The organism is Mycolicibacterium llatzerense (genome assembly GCF_025331195.1).
GTDB classification, from domain to species: domain Bacteria; phylum Actinomycetota; class Actinomycetes; order Mycobacteriales; family Mycobacteriaceae; genus Mycobacterium; species Mycobacterium llatzerense.
In genome coordinates, this window is record NZ_LXOV01000012.1 from 921,286 (window position 1) to 937,659 (window position 16,374).

Sequence of the window (16,374 nt, forward strand, 5' to 3'; positions counted from 1 at the left end):
GCAAACTGCTGACGGCCGTCGATCGAAGCGGCCGGGGTCATGCCCCGGCAGCCACTACCGAAGACCGCCCCACGAGGTTCAGGCGGACGCTGGTGTGACGTTCCGATGTTTTGAGCACTCGGGCCCAAAACAAATTCATGTTACTACCCGTACCAATGGCCATCGCCAGGCCTGCAGGAGCAGACCTGGCGATGGTGATGAATCAGTGGTGCGTCAGCGACGCAGACCCAGACGCTCGATCAGCGAGCGGTACCGCGCGACGTCGACCTGGGCGACGTACTTGAGCAACCGACGGCGACGGCCGACCAGCAGCAGCAGGCCACGCCGGCTGTGGTGGTCATGCTTGTGCTGCTTGAGGTGCTCGGTCAGGTCCGAGATGCGCTTGGTCAGCAGGGCGACCTGAGCCTCCGGCGAACCGGTGTCGGTCTCATGCAGGCCGTACTGGCCCAGGATCTCTTTTTTCTGCTCGGTGGTGAGTGCCACGAAAACAACTCCATCAATTCGGTCCGCGAAGAACAATCAAGAGCGCGGCCGCCGCGAACTGCAGCACACGCGTCGGGAAGTTTAGCAGGGAGCTAGTGCGCAGCCAGAATCGTGCGAGCTCGCTGCGTATCGCGATCCATGGCCACGACCAGGTCATCCACCGAATCGAACTTCTCCTGGCCGCGGATGCGCGAGACGAAATCGACCGCCACGTGCTGGCCGTACAGGTCGGCCTCGGTGTCGAGCACGAAGGCCTCGACGGTGCGGGTGCGCCCGGAGAACGTCGGATTGGTGCCCACCGATACCGCGGCCTGGTAACGCTCCCCCGGTGTCACGGTGCCGACCGAGGGGCCGTGCCCGAGCACGGTGAACCACGCGGCGTAGACGCCGTCGGCCGGGATCGCCGAGTGCATCGGCGGGGCAACGTTGGCGGTCGGGAAACCCAGGCCGCGGCCCCGGCCGTCGCCGCGGACGACGACGCCTTCCACGCGGTGCGGGCGCCCCAGCGCTTCGGTCGCGGCCACCATGTCGCCGGCGTCCACGCAGGACCGGATGTAGGTGGACGAGAACGTGACGGTCTCGGCGCGGTGATGCTCGGCCACCAGCGAGATGCCCTCGACGGCGAAACCGAACCGTTCCCCGGCCTTGCGCAGCAGCGGCACGTTGCCGCCGGCCTTCTTGCCGAAGGTGAAGTTCTCGCCGACCACGACCTCGAGGACGTGCAAGCGCTCGACGAGGAGCTCATGCACGTAGCGCTCGGGAGTCAGCTTCATGAAGTCGGTGGTGAACGGCATCACCAGGAACACATCGACGCCGAGTTCCTCGACCAGCTCGGCCCGGCGCGTCAGCGTCGTCAGCTGCGCGGGATGGCTGCCCGGTAGGACCACTTCCATCGGATGCGGATCGAACGTCATCAGCACCGTGGGCACGCCGCGGGATCGGCCGGCCTTGACGGCATGGCTGATCAGCTCCGCATGTCCACGATGTACGCCATCGAACACCCCGATGGTGACCACACATCGGCCCCAGTCCGTGGGGATCTCGTCCTGCCCACGCCAGCGCTGCACGCCCGCAAGCCTACGGCGCGCCGCTGCGGCAGGCACCGTGAGATCCCCGGATCAGGTGACGATTGCCTAAACTTTGTGCTGTGAGTCCTGCAGAAGACGCTGGCAATCCGCCAGATCTATCCCCGGTCGCCCAGGACTACCTCAAGGTCATCTGGACCGCGCAGGAGTGGTCGCGGGAGAAAGTCAGCACAAAGATGCTGGCAGAACGCATCGGGGTGTCGGCGTCGACGGCGTCCGAATCGATCCGCAAGCTCGCCGACCAAGGCCTGGTGCACCACGAGAAGTACGGCGCCGTGACGCTGACCGACACCGGGCGCAGCGCGGCGCTGGCCATGGTCCGGCGGCACCGGTTGATGGAGACGTTCCTGGTGCGCGAGCTCGGCTACGGCTGGGACGAGGTGCACGACGAAGCCGAGGTGCTGGAGCACGCCGTGTCGGACCGGATGCTCGACCGCATCGACGCCAAGCTCGGCTTCCCGACCCGGGACCCGCACGGCGATCCGATCCCGGCGGCCGACGGCCGGGTGCCGACTCCCCCGGCCCGGCAGCTGTCGGCCTGCGCGGACGGCGACGCCGGCACGGTGGCCCGGATTTCCGATCACGACCCCGAGATGCTGCGGTACTTCGACAGCGTCGGGATCACGCTCGATTCCCACCTGCGCGTGGTGGCCCGGCGGGATTTCGCCGGGATGATCTCGGTGGCAGTCAGCGCCGCGGACGCTGCGGATGGCGACGCGGATGCCACCACCGTCGACCTCGGGAACCCCGCGGCCGAAGCGATCTGGGTCGTCGCCTAACTCACGCCGAGCGGCCAGTTGTCGCACGCTTTTTCGTGATTTGCGTGCAATAACTGGCCGATGGGCAGCAATCAGTTCGCGAGTCTGCTGTGGTACGCCGCACGCACCGCCGCGTCGGTGTGAGTGAACGTGGTGTCGAAGTGGGCCGCGTGCGAGATCCAATGCCGGGCACCGTCCGGAAGCGCGCCCATGATCTTGATCATGGCGCCGAGCGGTCGCGGCACGGCCACTTTCGCTCTGCCACGGACGACAGCGTCGACGATGGCCGCGGCGACGTCGTCGGGTTCCACTTCGCTGATGGGCTGAATCCAGCGCGGTGCGCTGTGACCCGCCGAGAGTTCGGTGTGCACGACGCCCGGGAGCACCGCGGTGACCGCGATGCCGTCATCGGCGAGTTCGAGATGCAGGGCCTCGGTGAATCCGACCACGGCGTGCTTGGTGGCGCAGTACGTGGCGAGACCGGGAAACGCGCTCACTCCGGCCAGCGAGGCGACGTTGACGATGTGGCCGCCGCGCCCGCGCATCAGGGCCACTGCCGACGACGATCTGAACGGCTACTACATCAAGAAGGGCACCATCCTCATCGTGCTGACCCACCGGCTACACCGCAATCCGGACGTCTGGCCCGAGCCCAAGCGGTTCGACCCCACCCGATTCCTGCCGGGCGCCGGGACCGACCGGCCGAAAGCCGCCTATGTGCCGTTCGGTGGTGGCCGGCGCATCTGCATAGGCTCGCAGTTCGCGATGATGGAGGGCACCTTGATCGCCGCCCGGACCAGTCAGCGGTTCGTTCTGGACACACTGCCGGGCCACCGAGTCGTTGAGGAGGGATTCACCACACTGCGCCCAAAGGGCGGTCTGCCCATGGTGATTCGGCGCCGCACGGACGTGGCGGCGGGGGCAACCGCATGACGCGCATCGCGGTGACCGGACGCACGGCGGTGATCAGCGGCGCCGGTTCGGGTATCGGCCGGGCGTTGGCCATCCGGCTGTCGCGTGCGGGATGCCCAGTGGCACTGACGGATTGGAATCCCGACGGCCTCACCGAGACGCAGGCTCAACTGCCCGGACCCTGCGTGACCCAAGTGTTGGACGTGCGGGACCGTGACGCGCAGCTGGCCTGGGCACAGAAGGTGATGGCATGGGCACCGGCACCAGTGGGTGTCGTCGTCAACAATGCGGGTGTCGTGGTCTCCCAGTTCGCCGCCGACGCGGTCTACGACGACGACGCCTGGCTCATGGACATCAACTTCTGGGGCGTCGTGCACGGGTGCCGCGCGTTCCTGCCGCACCTGATCGACCAGGGGTCCGGCGTCGTCGTCAACCTGTCGAGCATTCTCGGATTGCTCGCCTTCCCCACCCAAACCGCTTATTGCGCATCCAAATTCGCGGTCCGCGGCTACACCGAAGCACTGCGGCACGAGCTGCACCGAACCGGGGTGCATGCGGTGACCGTGCACCCCGGCGGGATCGACACCCCGATCACCAGGGCCGGGCGGGTACGCGTGGATGCCCTCGGCAACACCGACCCGGAGCTGTTCCACCGCAACTTCACCACGCTCGCCCGCACCTCACCGGAACAGGCGGCCGCGACCATCCAGCGGGGTATCGAACGTGGCCGCGCACGCATCCTGATCGGGCCCGACGCCCACCTGATGAACACGCTGGCCACTGTGCTGCCGGTGCACTACTTCGACCTTGTCCGTCCCGCGATGCCGATCGCGCGCCGGGTGCTCAACGCGGTGGCCAATCGCTCACCGGCGTAGGCGTCGAAGGCAGCGCCTCACCACACCAGGCTGACCTGCTCGGCCCAGCCCAGTAGGTGCTCGACCGCCACGGTCCGTCCATCGTCGGTGCGAATGCGTCCGTCGTAGTGGCCGAAGCACTGATGGGTGCCGGGTGACGGATTCCGATCGTGGAACGGCGTGAAGACCAGGTCCACCTCATCAGAGCCGGGTGTGCGAATCGACCACGGCGCGAGGTAGTCGCCGTAGGTCCAGTCCAGCTCCGTGCCGATCTTGGTGAGCCGGCCGTCGACGCAGAGGGCGTTCTCGGTCATGCCCGTGCCGACCGTCCACTTGCCGCCCAGTTGCAGGCCAACGACGTGGCCGTCGGTGTGACCGGACGCCGCGCCCCAGTTCCATCGGACCAGCGCCGGCCAGCGGCCCCGGCCGTGGTCGAGGACACCCCAGCCGCCCGTGAAGTCGTAGTTCTGTTCCCCGAGGCGCACCGTGCCCGTCGCCGGTCGCGCGGTGTGCTTGGCGGTGTACTGGAACTTGCGGTCGCTCCACGGCACCACGACCCCGAGCGTCTCGTGCCCCGGCGCCAGAGCCACCATCAAGTCGCCAGCCAGCGGGCCATCAGCGGTGTTGCAGGAGAACTGGATTCGGGTGCCGTCGGGGCCTTCTTCGAGGTTGATGGCCACCGCACCACGGGCGCCGCTCGGGCCGTCGCCGAGACTCGTCGGCAATGTCACCCCGCGAGCCAGCGGCAGCACGCTGTTGCGGTTGATCTCGCGCCCACCGTATTCGAGAAAGTAGATGTTGTTGACACCGAGGTAGTCGAGGCTGGAGACGGTCACCGCAACCAGATGCGTCGGCGTCGTGACGCACCAGTACTCCCACCGCTTGGTGCGGCCCCAACCGCGTAAGTTGCAGCGGTGCAACGGCGTTCGAGTCCAACCCACGGCATCCAGATTGAGCCGGCCTGACGGCGAGCACAGGTCGACGGGCTCGGTGATCTCGCGCTCGCGGGTGGCCATGCGCCGTTACAGCGTCGCCGGACGCAGCACCACGACGCTGCTGGTGCGTTTGGGCCCGTCCTCCAACAGCGCGATCACGCGGCCATCGGCAGCGGTCGCGGCGTAGGTGCCCTCGATGCCGGCCGGCGCGAGGGCCCGGCCATGGCGCGTGTCCTCGGCCTCGGCGTCGGTCAGGTCCCTACGCGGGAACCCCAGCAGGCAAGCCGCATCCAGCGAGTAGCTCAATTCGGCGGCGTCGGTCAGCTGCTCCAACGTTCGCGCCTCGTCCAAGCCGTAGCGACCAACCTTGGTGCGCCGCAATGCCGTCAGATGCCCACCGACACCGAGCGTCGCACCGACGTCACGGGCCAGCGCCCGGATGTAGGTGCCCGACGAGCAGTCCACGGTCACGTCCACATCGACGAATTCCTCGACGCGCCGCACCGCATCAACAGTGAACCGAGAGATCCGCACCCGGCGCGCCGCCAGTTCCGGCGCCTTGCCTTCACGCACCAGCTTGTACGCCCGCTCGCCGTCGACCTTGATGGCACTGACCGCCGACGGCACCTGATCGATCTCGCCACGCAACGCCGCCACCGCGTCCTCGATCTGCTCATCGGTCACCTGGGCAGCGGAAACCGTCTGCAGCACTTCACCTTCGGCGTCCTCGGTCGACGTGGTCTGACCGAGCCGGATGGTCGCGATGTACGTCTTGTCGGTGGCCGTCAGCAGGCCCAGGATCTTGGTGGCCCGCTCGATGCCCACCACCAGCACACCGGTGGCCATGGGATCGAGTGTGCCGGCGTGCCCGACCTTGCGGGTGCCGAACAGCCGCCGGCACCGGCCGACGACGTCGTGGCTCGTCATGCCGGCGGGCTTATCGACGATCACCAGACCGGGTGGTGGGGCGGGCTTCGACGCCTTCACAGCGAGATCGCCGTCAGCACAAGCCCGTTCGACACGGTGAAACGCCCCGGCAGTTCGATCAGCGGTGGCCCGGATTCGGCTGCCGGGTCGATCAAGATCCTCGACAGGAACGTGCCCGAACTGCCCGTGGCATCCAGCTCGAACGTGATGTGTGCATCCTCGAATCCCAGCCACCGCTGCGTCAGCGGGAACCACGCCTTGTACGTCGCTTCCTTGGCGCAGAACAGGATTCGGTCCCAGTGCAGGTCACCCTCCAGCGTCCCGATGGCGCTCTGCTCTTCCGGCAGTGCCACAGCGCCGAGCACGCCCTTGGGCAGCACCCCGTGCGGTTCCGCGTCGATACCGACCGACCGCACCTGCGTGGACCGCGCCACCACCGCGCCGCGGAAGCCCTCGCAGTGCGTCAGGCTGCCGACGATCCCGTCGGGCCAGCAGGGTTCGCCCTTCTCGCCCTTGAGGATCGGGACCGGGCCCACATCGAGCTTGCCCAATGCCTCACGGGCGCACTGCCGGACGGTGATGAACTCGTTGCGGCGCTTGGCCACCGACCGGGCGATCAGCGGCTCTTCCTCGGGCAGCGGTACGAGATCGACTGCGTCGAAATACCTCTCGGCAGTGGCCACCACGTCGGGCAGCACCTGAGTCAGCAGCGCGTCGCTCACAGTGCCGCCTCGTTCTTCGCGCAAGCGCTCATCACAGTCGCCTCGAATTGATTCGGTCCTGCATCTTCTGCGCGTGCTCCCGCATTTCCTGGGTGATCTCGAAGTGGCCACCGAAGTCGTTGAGGTAGCCAGCTGGGTACTGGGGGTCCGGCAGGATTTGGCGCATCCACCGGTAGGGCTTGCGGCGCCGCCACTCTCGCGGGTAACCGACGGAGACTTCCTCGAACCGCACCCCGTCGTAGTAGGTGGTGCGCGGGATATGCAGGTGGCCGTACACCGAGCAGATGGCGTTGTAGCGGGTATGCCAGTCCTTGGTCGCGGTGGTACCGCACCACAGCGAGAACTCCGGATAGAACATGGCGTCGCAAGGTTCCCGCACCAGCGGGAAGTGGTTGACCAGAACCGTCGACTCCATCCAATCCAGGTCGTCGAGCTTCTTACGAGTGATGTTCAGCCGGTCCCGGCACCACGCATCCCGAGTGGCGTAGGGCTCGCTCGAGAGCAGGAACTCGTCAGTGCCGACGACGTTGCGTTCCTTGGCCAGCGCCAGGCCCTCGGCCTTGGTCGCGGTGCCGGCCGGCAGGAAGCTGTAGTCGTACAGCAGGAACATCGGCACGATCGTCGCCGCGCCGCCCGGGCCGGTCCACACCGGGAACGGATGCTCGGGGGTGACGATGCCCATCTGGTCACACATGTCGACCAGGTAGTCGTAACGGGACTTCCCGAAGATCTGCATCGGGTCCCTGGCGGTGGTCCACAGTTCGTGGTTGCCCGGCACCCAGATGACCTTGGCGAAGCGCTTGCGCAGCAGGTCCAGCGACCACCGGATGTCGTCTGTGCGCTCGGCGACGTCGCCGGCGACGATCAGCCAATCGTCCGGCGACGCCGGGTGCAGCGATTCGGTGACCGGCTTGTTTCCGGTGTGCCCGATGTGCAGGTCACTGATTGCCCAAAGGGTCGGCTGGGTCGACACAAAAATCCAGGGTACTTGGGTGGTAGCAACCCCCGCTGTCGTGCCAACCGTCCCGCGCAGTGGGAGAAACTAGAACAGGTTCTCCCATCCTGTCCGGTGTGACCCAGGCGACTTGTAGACTCCCCGCAGTATTGCTCGGAGTTAAGAGGGGTGTCATGGCAGCGATGGCCAGAAAACTGCGTCTGGTGTCAGCGCTGTGTGCGCTCGCGACAGCAGGCGTGGTGGTCACACAGACCAACCCCGTGACGCCCACCGGCGGCGACGCCGTCGAGCTGCGCTCCACCTCCGCCCCGATGAGCGTGACCAGCAGCATCAAATCGCCCATCATCTCCACCACGAACCCGAGCCCGTTCGATCCGTGCGATCAGATCCCGCTCGACGCCATCAACGCCATGGGCCTGGGCTTCACCCCGCCCGACCATGAAGACGGCCTGCGTTGCCACTACGACGCCGGTAACTACCAGATGGCAGTCGAGCCCATTGTCTGGCGGACGTACGAGCAGACGCTGCCGGCCGACGCCGTCGAGCTGAACATCGGCGGACATCGTGCCGCGCAGTACTGGATCATGAAGCCCACCGACTGGAATGACCGCTGGTGGGTGACCTGCATGATCACCTTCAAGACCAGCTACGGCCTGATCAACCAGTCGATGTTCTACTCGCCGATCGAGTCGCCCGACCGGCCGGACTGCCTGCAGACCAACCTGCAGCGCGCCAACCAGCTGGTGCCGTTCTACAAGTTCTGATCGCGAGACGTCGGGCCGTGTGTAGCCACACCTAGCTGGACTCGAGTGCTGATCGGACACCCGTGTGCCCGAAGTCATCGCCCTTCCACAACAATGGCTCGCGACGGTCGATCGCCAGCGCATAAGCGAAGCAGTCACCGAAGTTGAGGCCCGCGGGGTGGCCACTGCCTTTCCCGAAGTCGCGATAGGCCTGGCGGGCCAAAAGCGCCTGACGCTCCGTGACCGGCTCGATGATGACCCCTGCGGTGCCCAGCAGCTCGTCCAGCTTGGAACTCAGCGCAGGGTCTCGGTCCCGGTCCACGATGATGCCGCATTCAACGTAATTTCCGGCCGAGAGCCTTCGGGGCGCACCGGCCACGATCGCACGCGAGTACACGGCCGCGTCGTTCTCGTCGCGCAGGATGGCGATGATTGATGACGTATCGATGATCATCTGGGAAGTCCCAGTTCGTCATACAACAACTCCCCGTGGTCGATGAGCATTGTTTCCTGACTCATTCGACTGGCCGCCTCCCGGCCGATCGCCAGCAAGCGTTCGGCTAGATCATCGGCTTGCAGTCGTCGGAGTCGGTCGTTCACCGCTGCCGCGACGGCCTGCGCCTGCGACTCGCCGGTGATCCTCGCGATCTCCTTCACCGCCTCATGGACGGCCGGGTCTTTGATGTTCAGGGCCATGATTGGTACCTTTCTACCTCTTCGATGGTACCAATGAGCCAATACGACGGTCATGCCGTATTCGCCCGGCGCGGCCGCGCCCGGTCGTACGCTGCCGCAAACCGAGCCCATTGCCCCCCGCTCGGAGGGACAGCAGCGTAGCTGCGGTCCGTGCCACACGCCCTCTGGTGCAACCAATTCAGGACTTCGTCGAAATCTGCGTCCTCCAGTGCAGGGAGTCGCAGCATGCCCCCACACGCGGCGAGTTGCTCCTCGTAGCGATCCTCCCAGCATTCGGTCCGCCAACCGCTCCACAATTTCGGCAGTGCCCGGAACACACCCATGACGTCGGCGGTGTTCCATACCCCGACCGCATTTCGCGGCACATCGATGTGCACTCCCCCTTCGGGGATCTTGTCGAGGCGCAGTTGCTGGACGCCTTCGCCAGGCAACTTGTCGAGCAGTGCCGGCCCGTGCCATGCCTTGCTGTCGCCCCACCACAACGGCCACATCCGCAATACCCCCACCTCATCAACGACGGAAACCAAGTGACACAAGGCGTTTCGCGATCTCGCCAGCTTTGGCGCAGAGAGGACATCTAGTGGCGGCAGGTCAAACTTCTTCCCGACGTAGCCGCCAATTTCGGCGGTGCCGTCATAGGCGTAGCGGATCTCATAGCCCGGCCACAGCTCGGCGAGCGCCGCCAGGATGGTGCGCCGGAACGGCATGTCCACCATGAGGTTGTCACCGAAGAAGACAACCCGCCGCCGATCGAAGTCGAAGACCGCACCACCGTCGCACCACAGCGGATCAGTCCACCAGTCGTGGGACTGCCGCCGCCCCAGCGATTCCAGGAATTGCAAGGCCAGGTCCGGCCCGCCGATTAGTAGGTCCACCATGCGGCAGCCCTCGCAATGCGAGTAAACGTACTGCCACTCTTGATCTTTCACGACAACAATGTTCGCTCGATTGCCCATCGAACAACCCCCAGCTCGTTGGGTGCGGACATGTGCCGCACCAGTTGCGTCCGGTCTACTCCGAGGGTCTGACAGATTTTTCGGTGCGCGCCGCCAGAGTCGGACACCATCGCGGCCGTCACGGTCCCCAGCAAGTCGGTACCCTTCGAAAACGTGAGCTCCCGAATCGCCCGTCTTGGCTCCCGGTTGCTGAGCCGCGTCCTCGACGTCCCGCCTCCGACGACGGACTACACCGTCAGCCGAGTCATCACCCCGATGCGTGACGGCGTCGACCTCGTCGGCAGCCACTTCGCCCCCACCGGTGTCGCCAAGGGCACCCTGCTGGTGCGGTGCCCCTACGGCCGCGGCTTCCCGTTCGGCCCGGTATTCGGCGCGACGTACGCCCGCCGCGGCTACCACGTACTGCTGCAGAGCGTGCGCGGCACGTTCGGCTCCGGCGGCGACTTCGAACCCATGGTCAATGAGATCGCCGACGCCGTGGACACCGCCGCCTGGTTGCGGGACCAGCCGTGGTTCACCGGGTCGTTCGCGACGATGGGGTTGTCGTACCTGGGCTTCACCCAGTGGGCGCTGCTCACCGATCCCCCGCCTGAGCTGAAGGCCGCGATCATCACCGTCGGCCCCCATGACTTCGCCGAGTCAACCTGGGGCACAGGCGCATTCACGCTCGACAACTTCCTGGGCTGGAGCGACATGATGGCCCACCAGGAAGACGCGCGGCTGGCCGTCGGGGTCCGGCAATTCCGGGCACCGCGCTTGGTCGCCCGCACCCACGGCCAGGCGCCGGCCGGCGCCGCCGGACGTCAGCTGCTGGGTTCCGGAGCGGCCTGGTACGAATCGTGGCTGAGCCACCCCGACGGCACCGATCCGTTCTGGGAGAACATGGCCCTCGCCGACACCCTCGACAAGGTCGACGTGCCGGTGCTGCTGATCGGCGGCTGGCAGGACCTGTTCCTCGAGCAGACCCTGGCCCAGTTTCAGCACCTGCACCAGCGTGGCGTGCCCACCGCGGTCACCATCGGGTCGTGGACCCACAGCCAGGTGATGACCCGCGGCGGTGCCATGGTGCTGCGCGAATCACTGGCCTGGCTCGACACCCATCTGGCCGAGAAAACCGCCGCCCCTGAACGCCCCGCGGTGCGGGTCGAGGTCAACGGGCAGGGCTGGCTGGCCATGCCGGACTGGCCACCGGTCGCCACCGAACTCGAGTTGTACCTGCAGCCCGCGCATCGCCTCGGTGCCACCGCGCCCGCCGACACCGCGCCGCCGTCGCGATTCACGTTCGATCCCGCCGCGCCGACCCCCACGCTCGGCGGCCGGCTGCTGTCGTCGGCCGCGGGCTATCAGGAGGATTCCGCGCTGAGCCGGCGGCCCGACGTCGTCGATTTCACCGGCGAACCACTGGCCGAGGATCTGTACCTGATCGGCAACCCGGTGATCGAACTGGCGCTGTCGTGCGACAACCCGAACCGGGATATCTTCGTCCGGCTCAGTGAGGTCGACGCGCAAGGCAAGTCCCGCAACGTCAGCGACGGATTCCACAGGCTCGCAACACCTTTGGGCGAACCTGAGACACTGCGACTCGAGCTCGACGCCGTCGCGCACCGGATCCCGGCCGGGTCCCGGCTGCGGGTGGTGGTCGCGGGCGGTTGCCACCCCCGGTACGACCGCAACCTCGGCACCGGCGAGCCAGTCGTCTCCGGTGAGCACATGGTCCCGGCGACGCACACGGTGCATCACGGCGCAGGCGGAGTGTCCCGGCTGCTGCTGCCGAAGGTGGCGCTGTCAGCCGACTGAGTCCCGCACCCGTTGCGCGATGGCGGCCAGCGCCGCGTCGTCGTACACCGGCGGGCCCCACTCGGGAGTGACGGGCACGTCCACCCAGCTGCGGCAGCCCGCGTAGTCGGGAGTGCGGGGCAACCGAATCGGCGCCACAAGGGGTTTCGCCTGCACCACCAGCACCGTCAGCCGGTGCCGGGGCCGGAAATCCAGCCGGTCGTTCTGCACGGATTCAGCAGTCCAGATGTGCAGATCGGCGATGGCGTCCAGGTGCTCCGGGTGCTCTACTGCCACGGCGGCAACGACTTTCGCGCCGCCGCTCAGCAGTATGTCGGTATCGGTGCTGTCCCCCGCCGCCCGGTCCAGCAGGTCGCTGAACTCGGGCCGGACCCGTGCCGCGTGGCTGTGCTCGACCGTCGGGAAGAACACGAACTCCGGCGCCGATACCTCGAATCGTTTCTCCCCGATGCCGCCCTTGCGCAGCAGTACCGTCTGACGGCCGTCGAGCAGGGCCTGCACCGCCGCGCCCCACTCCTTGAGCGCGGGCGAATTCACTTGGCGGCCAACCTCGCTTGCACCTCGGGCCGCCGCAGCGGCGGCACCGTCTTCGGTGGCTGTCGACGGGCCGGCAGCTGGCTCAGCAGTCTCTCGGTGACGGCCGTGACCTCGGCGACCGCCACTTCGAAGGCGTCGACATTGGCGGCGGTGGGTCGGGTGATCCCGCTGACCTTGCGGATGTACTGACGCGCGGCGGCCTCGATCTCCTCGGCCGTGGCGGCCGGTTCCAGGCCACGCAGTTCGGTGATGTTGCGGCACATGGCCTCCACGATAGGCCGGTTCGGGCCGCAAGTTACGGTGTCGGTGGGTGACCGCCAAGCAAGGAGCCAACGTGACCGACGTTCTACTCAACGACACCACCGACCGGGTACGCACCCTGACGCTGAACCGGCCCAAGTCCCGGAACGCGCTGTCGTACGAGCTTCGCGATGCCTTCTACGGCGCTCTGCGCCAGGCCGAGGCCGATCCCGATGTCGACGTGGTGATCCTGACCGGCGCCGACCCGGTGTTCTGTGCCGGCCTCGACCTCAAGGAGCTCGGCGAGGGCGCGGACCTGCCGGACATCTCGCCGAAGTGGCCGAACATGACCAAGCCCGTGATCGGCGCCATCAACGGCGCCGCGGTCACCGGTGGCCTGGAACTGGCCCTGTACTGCGACATCCTGATCGCCTCGGAGAACGCCAAATTCGCCGATACCCACGCGCGGGTCGGCCTGCTGCCGACCTGGGGTCTGAGTGTGCGACTGCCCCAGAAGGCCGGCATCGGACTGGCCCGCCGGATGAGCCTGACCGGCGACTACCTGTCGGCCGGCGAGGCGCTGCGGGCCGGGCTGGTCACCGAGGTGGTGCCGCACGACGAGCTGCTCCCGACCGCGCGCCGTGTCGCGGCCTCGATCGTCGGCAACAACCAGAACGCTGTGCGCGCGCTGCTGGATTCGTACCACCGCATCGACGGCTCGCAGACCGACGCCGGGCTGTGGATCGAAGCCGCATCGGCCCGCAAGTGGATGGACTCCTCCAGCGGCAACGACATCGCCGCCAACCGCGACGCCGTCATGCAGCGCGGCCGCACCCAGGTCTGAACCGCCGAACGTGGAGTAGATCGCGAAGAATCTCTAGATCCTCGCGATCTACTTCACGATGGGCTGGACTCGTACAGCCAACGGCCGGACAGGGCACGCCAGCCGACGAACACCAGCCGCAGCACCAGGAAGGTGCTCAGCCCGGACCAGATGCCGGCCAGGCCCCAGCCGAAGGCCAGCGACAACCAGATCAGTGGCAGGAAGCCGACGAGCCCGCTGATCAGCGTGGCGTTGCGCATGAACTTCGCGTCGCCGGCGCCCAGCAGCACCCCGTCGAGCGCGAAAACGATGCCGGCGATGGGCAATTGGGCCACCATGAACCACCACGGAACGCCGATCTGAGCCCGCACGGCGTGGTCGGCGGTGAACACTGCGGGCAGCACGCCGGAGCCCAGCGCGAACACCGCAGCCAGCACCGCCGCGGCGGCAGCCGAATACACCGTCACGCGCCACGCCACCGTCTTGGCGTGACCCGGCTCCCCCGCCCCGAGAGCCGCGCCGACCAGCGACTGTGCCGCGATCGCCAACGAATCCAATACCAGCGCAAGGAAATTCCACAGCTGCAGCACCACCTGATGAGCGGCGACGGCAGCCGCACCGAACCGGGCCGCAACCGCACCCGCGGACAGGAAGCACACCTGGAAGGCCAGGGACCGCAGCACGAGATCGCGACCCAAGGTCAGTTGAGCGCGCAGCACGTCAGGCCGTAGCCGCAGCGAAACCCGTTCGGACAGCAGCGCATACCCGAACAACGCCGCGGCGATCCACTGCCCGATCAGGTTCGCCACCGCCGAGCCCGTCAGGCCGAGCCGCGGAAACCCGAGCCATCCGAAGACCAGCAGCGGACAGAGCACCGCTGAAATACCCACGCCGACAAGCACATACCGCAGTGGCCGGACCGTGTCCTGCACGCCGCGCAGCCAGCCGTTGCCGGCCAAGGAAATGAGGATGGCCGGTACGGCCAGGATCGCGATGCGCAACCACGGCAGAGCCGTTTCGGCGATGCCACCACCAGAGCCGGCAATGGCCGTCAGCAATACCGGCGCCAGCGCCTCCACCACAACCACGATGAGCACGCCGAGGGCCAGTGCCAGCCACGTGGCCTGAACACCCTCCCCGACCGCACCGGCGCGGTCACCCGCACCGAAGCTGCGGGCCGAACGCGACGTCGTGCCGTACGACAGGAATGTCAGCTGCGAACCGACCAGGCTCAGGATCAGCCCGCCCACCGCCAGGCCGGCCAGCGGCAGCGCGCCCAACCGGCCCACCACGGCGGTGTCCAGCAGGAGATAGATCGGCTCGGCGGCAAGCACCCCGAGCGCGGGAAAGGCCAGCCCTGCGATGCGCCGACCGGTGACCCCGGTGGTCATGACGCGCACACCCGTCGGCCGCGAGCGGCACATAAGTGCACGCCAAACACGGCATGTCGCCGTACAAACACGGCCGCTCGCGGGGAGGGGGAAAGCACTAACTCAGCGCGGCGATGAGGGCCGCGACGACGTCGTCGGCGCTACCGGTCGGCGAGTAGCCTGCCGCGAATCGGTGGCCGCCGCCGCCGAACGAACTGGCCAGCACCGACACATCGACCTCGGTCTTGGCGCGCAGGGACACCGACCAGCCGCCGGGCTCGATCTCTTTGAGCACCGCGGCCACCTCGGCCTCGGATGTGGTCCGCACGATGTCGACGATGCTCTCGACCTCTTCCGACCGCGCACCCGCGTACTCCTGGTGTGGCACAACGGCATACACCAGGCCCTTGCCGCCAGCGGCATCAGGGACGAGGCACGCCGACGACAGCACCCGGGACAGCATGGGCAGCCATGAATACGGGTGAGTGTCGAACAGCGCGCGGCTGACCGCGGCGTTGTCCACCCCGATGTCCAGCAGTCGCGCCGCCAGCCGGTACGCGCGGGCACTGGCCCAGCGGAACGAACCGGTGTCGGTGGTCAGCCCCGCGTACAGGCAGTGCGCCACCGGCAGCTCGATCGGCTTGCCCCAGGCATCGAGCAGCTCGGCCACCAGCATGGTGGTCGAATCTGCCGACGGGTCAACGTAATTCGCGGTACCGAACAGCCGGTTCGAGGCGTGGTGATCGATCACCAGCACCTCCCGTCCCGGATCAGCCAGCTTGGCCAACGAGCCGAGCCGGTTCACGCTCGGGATGTCGACGGTGACCACCAGGTCGGCATCGGTGCGCATCTGGTCCGGAGGCACCAGCAGGTGCCCACCGGGCAGGGTCTGCAGCGAGTGCGGCACGGTCGCGGGCGCGGCAAAGCCAACCTGCACGTCCTTGCCAAATTCGTTGAGGACCAATGCGAGCGCGAGGCCCGCCCCGATGGTGTCGGCGTCGGGGTACACGTGGGCGACGACGCTGACGCTGTCGACCGCACCGAGTAGATCGGCCGCACCGCGCGCGTCAACCCGCGCGCCCTGCGGCCGAATCTCAGTCGTCGGTTCGATCGCCGTCACCCTGATCCCTGAGGCCCTCGGAATCGCTCTCCCCCACCACACGGTACGGATCGGCGTCACCGGCGTGCGTGGCACCCTCGCGGATCCGCGCCACATCCTCGTCGGCGGCGCGGGCCCGGGCCAGCAGCTCCTCCATTTTCAGAGCCGCATCGGGCACGGTGTCGCGCTCGAAAGTCAGTGTCGGGGTGAAGCGAACTCCGGTCCCCGCACCGACCCTCGTGCGCAACGCACCCTTGGCCTTCTCCAGGGCAGCCGCGACGCCGGCGTAGTCCGGCTCCTCGTCGAGGCTGGTCCCGATGACGGTGTAGTACAGCGTGGCGTCGTGCAGATCACCGGTCATCTTGGCATCGGTGATCGTCACGCCGTCGAGCCGCGGATCCTTGATCTCGTACTCGATCGCCGAAGCGACGATCGTCGAGATGCGCTTGGCCAATCGCTTGGCGCGTGCTGGATCTGCCATC

21 protein-coding genes are annotated in these 16,374 nt (G+C 67.3%); 6 read left to right on the forward strand and 15 right to left on the reverse strand.

All coding sequences use genetic code 11. From position 1 onward, the window contains the following. Positions 1-213 precede the first annotated feature (213 nt). A complete protein-coding gene (rpsO, locus tag A7G45_RS19340; RefSeq protein WP_043393753.1) occupies positions 214-483 on the reverse strand; it encodes a 30S ribosomal protein S15 in 270 nt (89 codons plus the stop codon). Between the two features lie 92 nt (positions 484-575). Continuing rightward, positions 576-1,550 carry a bifunctional riboflavin kinase/FAD synthetase gene (locus tag A7G45_RS19345; protein WP_043393752.1) on the reverse strand — a complete coding sequence of 325 codons (975 nt, stop codon included), beginning with the start codon at positions 1,548-1,550 and terminating at the stop codon, positions 576-578. An 80-nt stretch (positions 1,551-1,630) separates the two neighbouring features. Between A7G45_RS19345 and mntR the strand changes: the two genes are divergently transcribed. Further along, positions 1,631-2,347 (forward strand): manganese-binding transcriptional regulator MntR, encoded by a 717-nt coding sequence (mntR, locus tag A7G45_RS19350; RefSeq protein WP_071285211.1) that lies wholly within the window; start codon positions 1,631-1,633, stop codon positions 2,345-2,347. A 71-nt stretch (positions 2,348-2,418) separates the two neighbouring features. Here mntR and A7G45_RS19355 read toward each other — a convergent pair whose 3' ends face one another. Continuing rightward, a complete protein-coding gene (locus A7G45_RS19355) occupies positions 2,419-2,871 on the reverse strand; it encodes an SDR family NAD(P)-dependent oxidoreductase (protein WP_236737184.1) in 453 nt (150 codons plus the stop codon). On the opposite strand from A7G45_RS19355, the gene A7G45_RS19360 reads away from it, so the two are divergent. Both A7G45_RS19360 and A7G45_RS19365 read left to right on the forward strand, forming a co-directional pair. After that, positions 2,798-3,259: a cytochrome P450 gene (locus A7G45_RS19360; protein ID WP_260939528.1), complete on the forward strand. Its 462-nt coding sequence runs from the start codon at positions 2,798-2,800 to the stop codon at positions 3,257-3,259. The two genes, A7G45_RS19355 and A7G45_RS19360, sit on opposite strands and share 74 nt — an antisense overlap. After that, positions 3,256-4,113 carry an SDR family NAD(P)-dependent oxidoreductase gene (locus tag A7G45_RS19365; RefSeq protein ID WP_260939530.1) on the forward strand — a complete coding sequence of 286 codons (858 nt, stop codon included), beginning with the start codon at positions 3,256-3,258 and terminating at the stop codon, positions 4,111-4,113. The genes A7G45_RS19360 and A7G45_RS19365 overlap by 4 nt, the downstream gene beginning before the upstream one ends. Before the next feature lie 17 nt (positions 4,114-4,130). On the opposite strand, the gene A7G45_RS19370 is transcribed toward A7G45_RS19365, so the two are convergent. From A7G45_RS19370 to A7G45_RS19385, 4 genes are read right to left on the reverse strand one after another with little or no spacing between them, the layout of a single operon-like run. Next, entirely contained in the window at positions 4,131-5,108 is a 978-nt protein-coding gene (locus tag A7G45_RS19370) for a DUF2804 domain-containing protein (RefSeq protein WP_260939536.1), read from the reverse strand. A 6-nt stretch (positions 5,109-5,114) separates the two neighbouring features. After that, positions 5,115-6,014, reverse strand: a complete 900-nt coding sequence (truB, locus tag A7G45_RS19375) for a tRNA pseudouridine(55) synthase TruB (protein ID WP_083420206.1) — start codon at positions 6,012-6,014, stop codon at positions 5,115-5,117. Then, the gene (gene pptT / locus A7G45_RS19380) at positions 6,011-6,676 is read right to left on the reverse strand and encodes a 4'-phosphopantetheinyl transferase PptT (RefSeq protein ID WP_071285205.1); all 666 of its coding nucleotides are present in this window, start codon (positions 6,674-6,676) and stop codon (positions 6,011-6,013) included. The genes truB and pptT overlap by 4 nt, the downstream gene beginning before the upstream one ends. A gap of 31 nt (positions 6,677-6,707) precedes the next feature. Continuing rightward, positions 6,708-7,649, reverse strand: a complete 942-nt coding sequence (locus A7G45_RS19385; RefSeq protein ID WP_071285203.1) for an ACP phosphodiesterase PptH — start codon at positions 7,647-7,649, stop codon at positions 6,708-6,710. A gap of 164 nt (positions 7,650-7,813) precedes the next feature. Between A7G45_RS19385 and A7G45_RS19390 the strand changes: the two genes are divergently transcribed. After that, complete coding sequence (locus tag A7G45_RS19390; RefSeq protein WP_043986208.1) at positions 7,814-8,395, forward strand: DUF3558 domain-containing protein; 582 nt, start codon at positions 7,814-7,816, stop codon at positions 8,393-8,395. A 31-nt stretch (positions 8,396-8,426) separates the two neighbouring features. Here the strand turns inward: A7G45_RS19390 and A7G45_RS19395 are convergent, their stop codons facing one another. From A7G45_RS19395 to A7G45_RS19405, 3 genes are read right to left on the reverse strand one after another with little or no spacing between them, the layout of a single operon-like run. Then, positions 8,427-8,828 (reverse strand): type II toxin-antitoxin system VapC family toxin, encoded by a 402-nt coding sequence (locus tag A7G45_RS19395; protein ID WP_071285202.1) that lies wholly within the window; start codon positions 8,826-8,828, stop codon positions 8,427-8,429. Further along, the gene (locus tag A7G45_RS19400; RefSeq protein WP_071285200.1) at positions 8,825-9,070 is read right to left on the reverse strand and encodes a type II toxin-antitoxin system VapB family antitoxin; all 246 of its coding nucleotides are present in this window, start codon (positions 9,068-9,070) and stop codon (positions 8,825-8,827) included. The genes A7G45_RS19395 and A7G45_RS19400 overlap by 4 nt, the downstream gene beginning before the upstream one ends. A gap of 50 nt (positions 9,071-9,120) precedes the next feature. Next, complete coding sequence (locus A7G45_RS19405; protein ID WP_236737183.1) at positions 9,121-10,026, reverse strand: hypothetical protein; 906 nt, start codon at positions 10,024-10,026, stop codon at positions 9,121-9,123. 153 nt (positions 10,027-10,179) lie between these two features. On the opposite strand from A7G45_RS19405, the gene A7G45_RS19410 reads away from it, so the two are divergent. After that, the gene (locus A7G45_RS19410; protein ID WP_236737182.1) at positions 10,180-11,823 is read left to right on the forward strand and encodes a CocE/NonD family hydrolase; all 1,644 of its coding nucleotides are present in this window, start codon (positions 10,180-10,182) and stop codon (positions 11,821-11,823) included. Here the strand turns inward: A7G45_RS19410 and A7G45_RS19415 are convergent. After that, positions 11,812-12,360 (reverse strand): DUF1802 family protein, encoded by a 549-nt coding sequence (locus tag A7G45_RS19415; RefSeq protein WP_071285196.1) that lies wholly within the window; start codon positions 12,358-12,360, stop codon positions 11,812-11,814. The two genes, A7G45_RS19410 and A7G45_RS19415, sit on opposite strands and share 12 nt — an antisense overlap. Beyond that, positions 12,357-12,623, reverse strand: a complete 267-nt coding sequence (locus tag A7G45_RS19420) for a DUF2277 domain-containing protein (RefSeq protein WP_071285369.1) — start codon at positions 12,621-12,623, stop codon at positions 12,357-12,359. Before A7G45_RS19420 ends, A7G45_RS19415 begins: the two co-directional genes overlap by 4 nt. A gap of 71 nt (positions 12,624-12,694) precedes the next feature. Here A7G45_RS19420 and A7G45_RS19425 point away from each other — a divergent pair, with 71 nt between their 5' ends. Further along, the gene (locus A7G45_RS19425; RefSeq protein WP_260939547.1) at positions 12,695-13,444 is read left to right on the forward strand and encodes an enoyl-CoA hydratase; all 750 of its coding nucleotides are present in this window, start codon (positions 12,695-12,697) and stop codon (positions 13,442-13,444) included. 53 nt (positions 13,445-13,497) lie between these two features. Here the strand turns inward: A7G45_RS19425 and A7G45_RS19430 are convergent, their stop codons facing one another. From A7G45_RS19430 to rbfA, 3 genes are all read right to left on the reverse strand, one after another. Continuing rightward, a complete protein-coding gene (locus A7G45_RS19430; RefSeq protein ID WP_276555283.1) occupies positions 13,498-14,814 on the reverse strand; it encodes an MATE family efflux transporter in 1,317 nt (438 codons plus the stop codon). Positions 14,815-14,911: 97 nt separating this feature from the next. Further along, a complete protein-coding gene (locus tag A7G45_RS19435; RefSeq protein WP_260939551.1) occupies positions 14,912-15,913 on the reverse strand; it encodes a DHH family phosphoesterase in 1,002 nt (333 codons plus the stop codon). Then, a complete protein-coding gene (rbfA, locus tag A7G45_RS19440; protein ID WP_260939553.1) occupies positions 15,888-16,373 on the reverse strand; it encodes a 30S ribosome-binding factor RbfA in 486 nt (161 codons plus the stop codon). The genes A7G45_RS19435 and rbfA overlap by 26 nt, the downstream gene beginning before the upstream one ends. Position 16,374: the final 1 nt, after the last annotated feature.

Excerpts from the sequence above, each read along its gene's own strand:
- rbfA (WP_260939553.1), bottom strand. The coding sequence starts at position 16,373 with ATGGCAGATCCAGCACGCGCCAAGCGATTGGCCAAGCGCATCTCGACG.
- A7G45_RS19365 (WP_260939530.1), top strand. The coding sequence starts at position 3,256 with ATGACGCGCATCGCGGTGACCGGACGCACGGCGGTGATCAGCGGCGCC.
- A7G45_RS19420 (WP_071285369.1), bottom strand. The coding sequence starts at position 12,623 with ATGTGCCGCAACATCACCGAACTGCGTGGCCTGGAACCGGCCGCCACG.
- A7G45_RS19400 (WP_071285200.1), bottom strand. The coding sequence starts at position 9,070 with ATGGCCCTGAACATCAAAGACCCGGCCGTCCATGAGGCGGTGAAGGAG.
- A7G45_RS19395 (WP_071285202.1), bottom strand. The coding sequence starts at position 8,828 with ATGATCATCGATACGTCATCAATCATCGCCATCCTGCGCGACGAGAAC.
- A7G45_RS19405 (WP_236737183.1), bottom strand. The coding sequence starts at position 10,026 with ATGGGCAATCGAGCGAACATTGTTGTCGTGAAAGATCAAGAGTGGCAG.
- A7G45_RS19355 (WP_236737184.1), bottom strand. The coding sequence starts at position 2,871 with ATGCGCGGGCGCGGCGGCCACATCGTCAACGTCGCCTCGCTGGCCGGA.
- A7G45_RS19390 (WP_043986208.1), top strand. The coding sequence starts at position 7,814 with ATGGCCAGAAAACTGCGTCTGGTGTCAGCGCTGTGTGCGCTCGCGACA.
- A7G45_RS19430 (WP_276555283.1), bottom strand. The coding sequence starts at position 14,814 with ATGACCACCGGGGTCACCGGTCGGCGCATCGCAGGGCTGGCCTTTCCC.
- A7G45_RS19370 (WP_260939536.1), bottom strand. The coding sequence starts at position 5,108 with ATGGCCACCCGCGAGCGCGAGATCACCGAGCCCGTCGACCTGTGCTCG.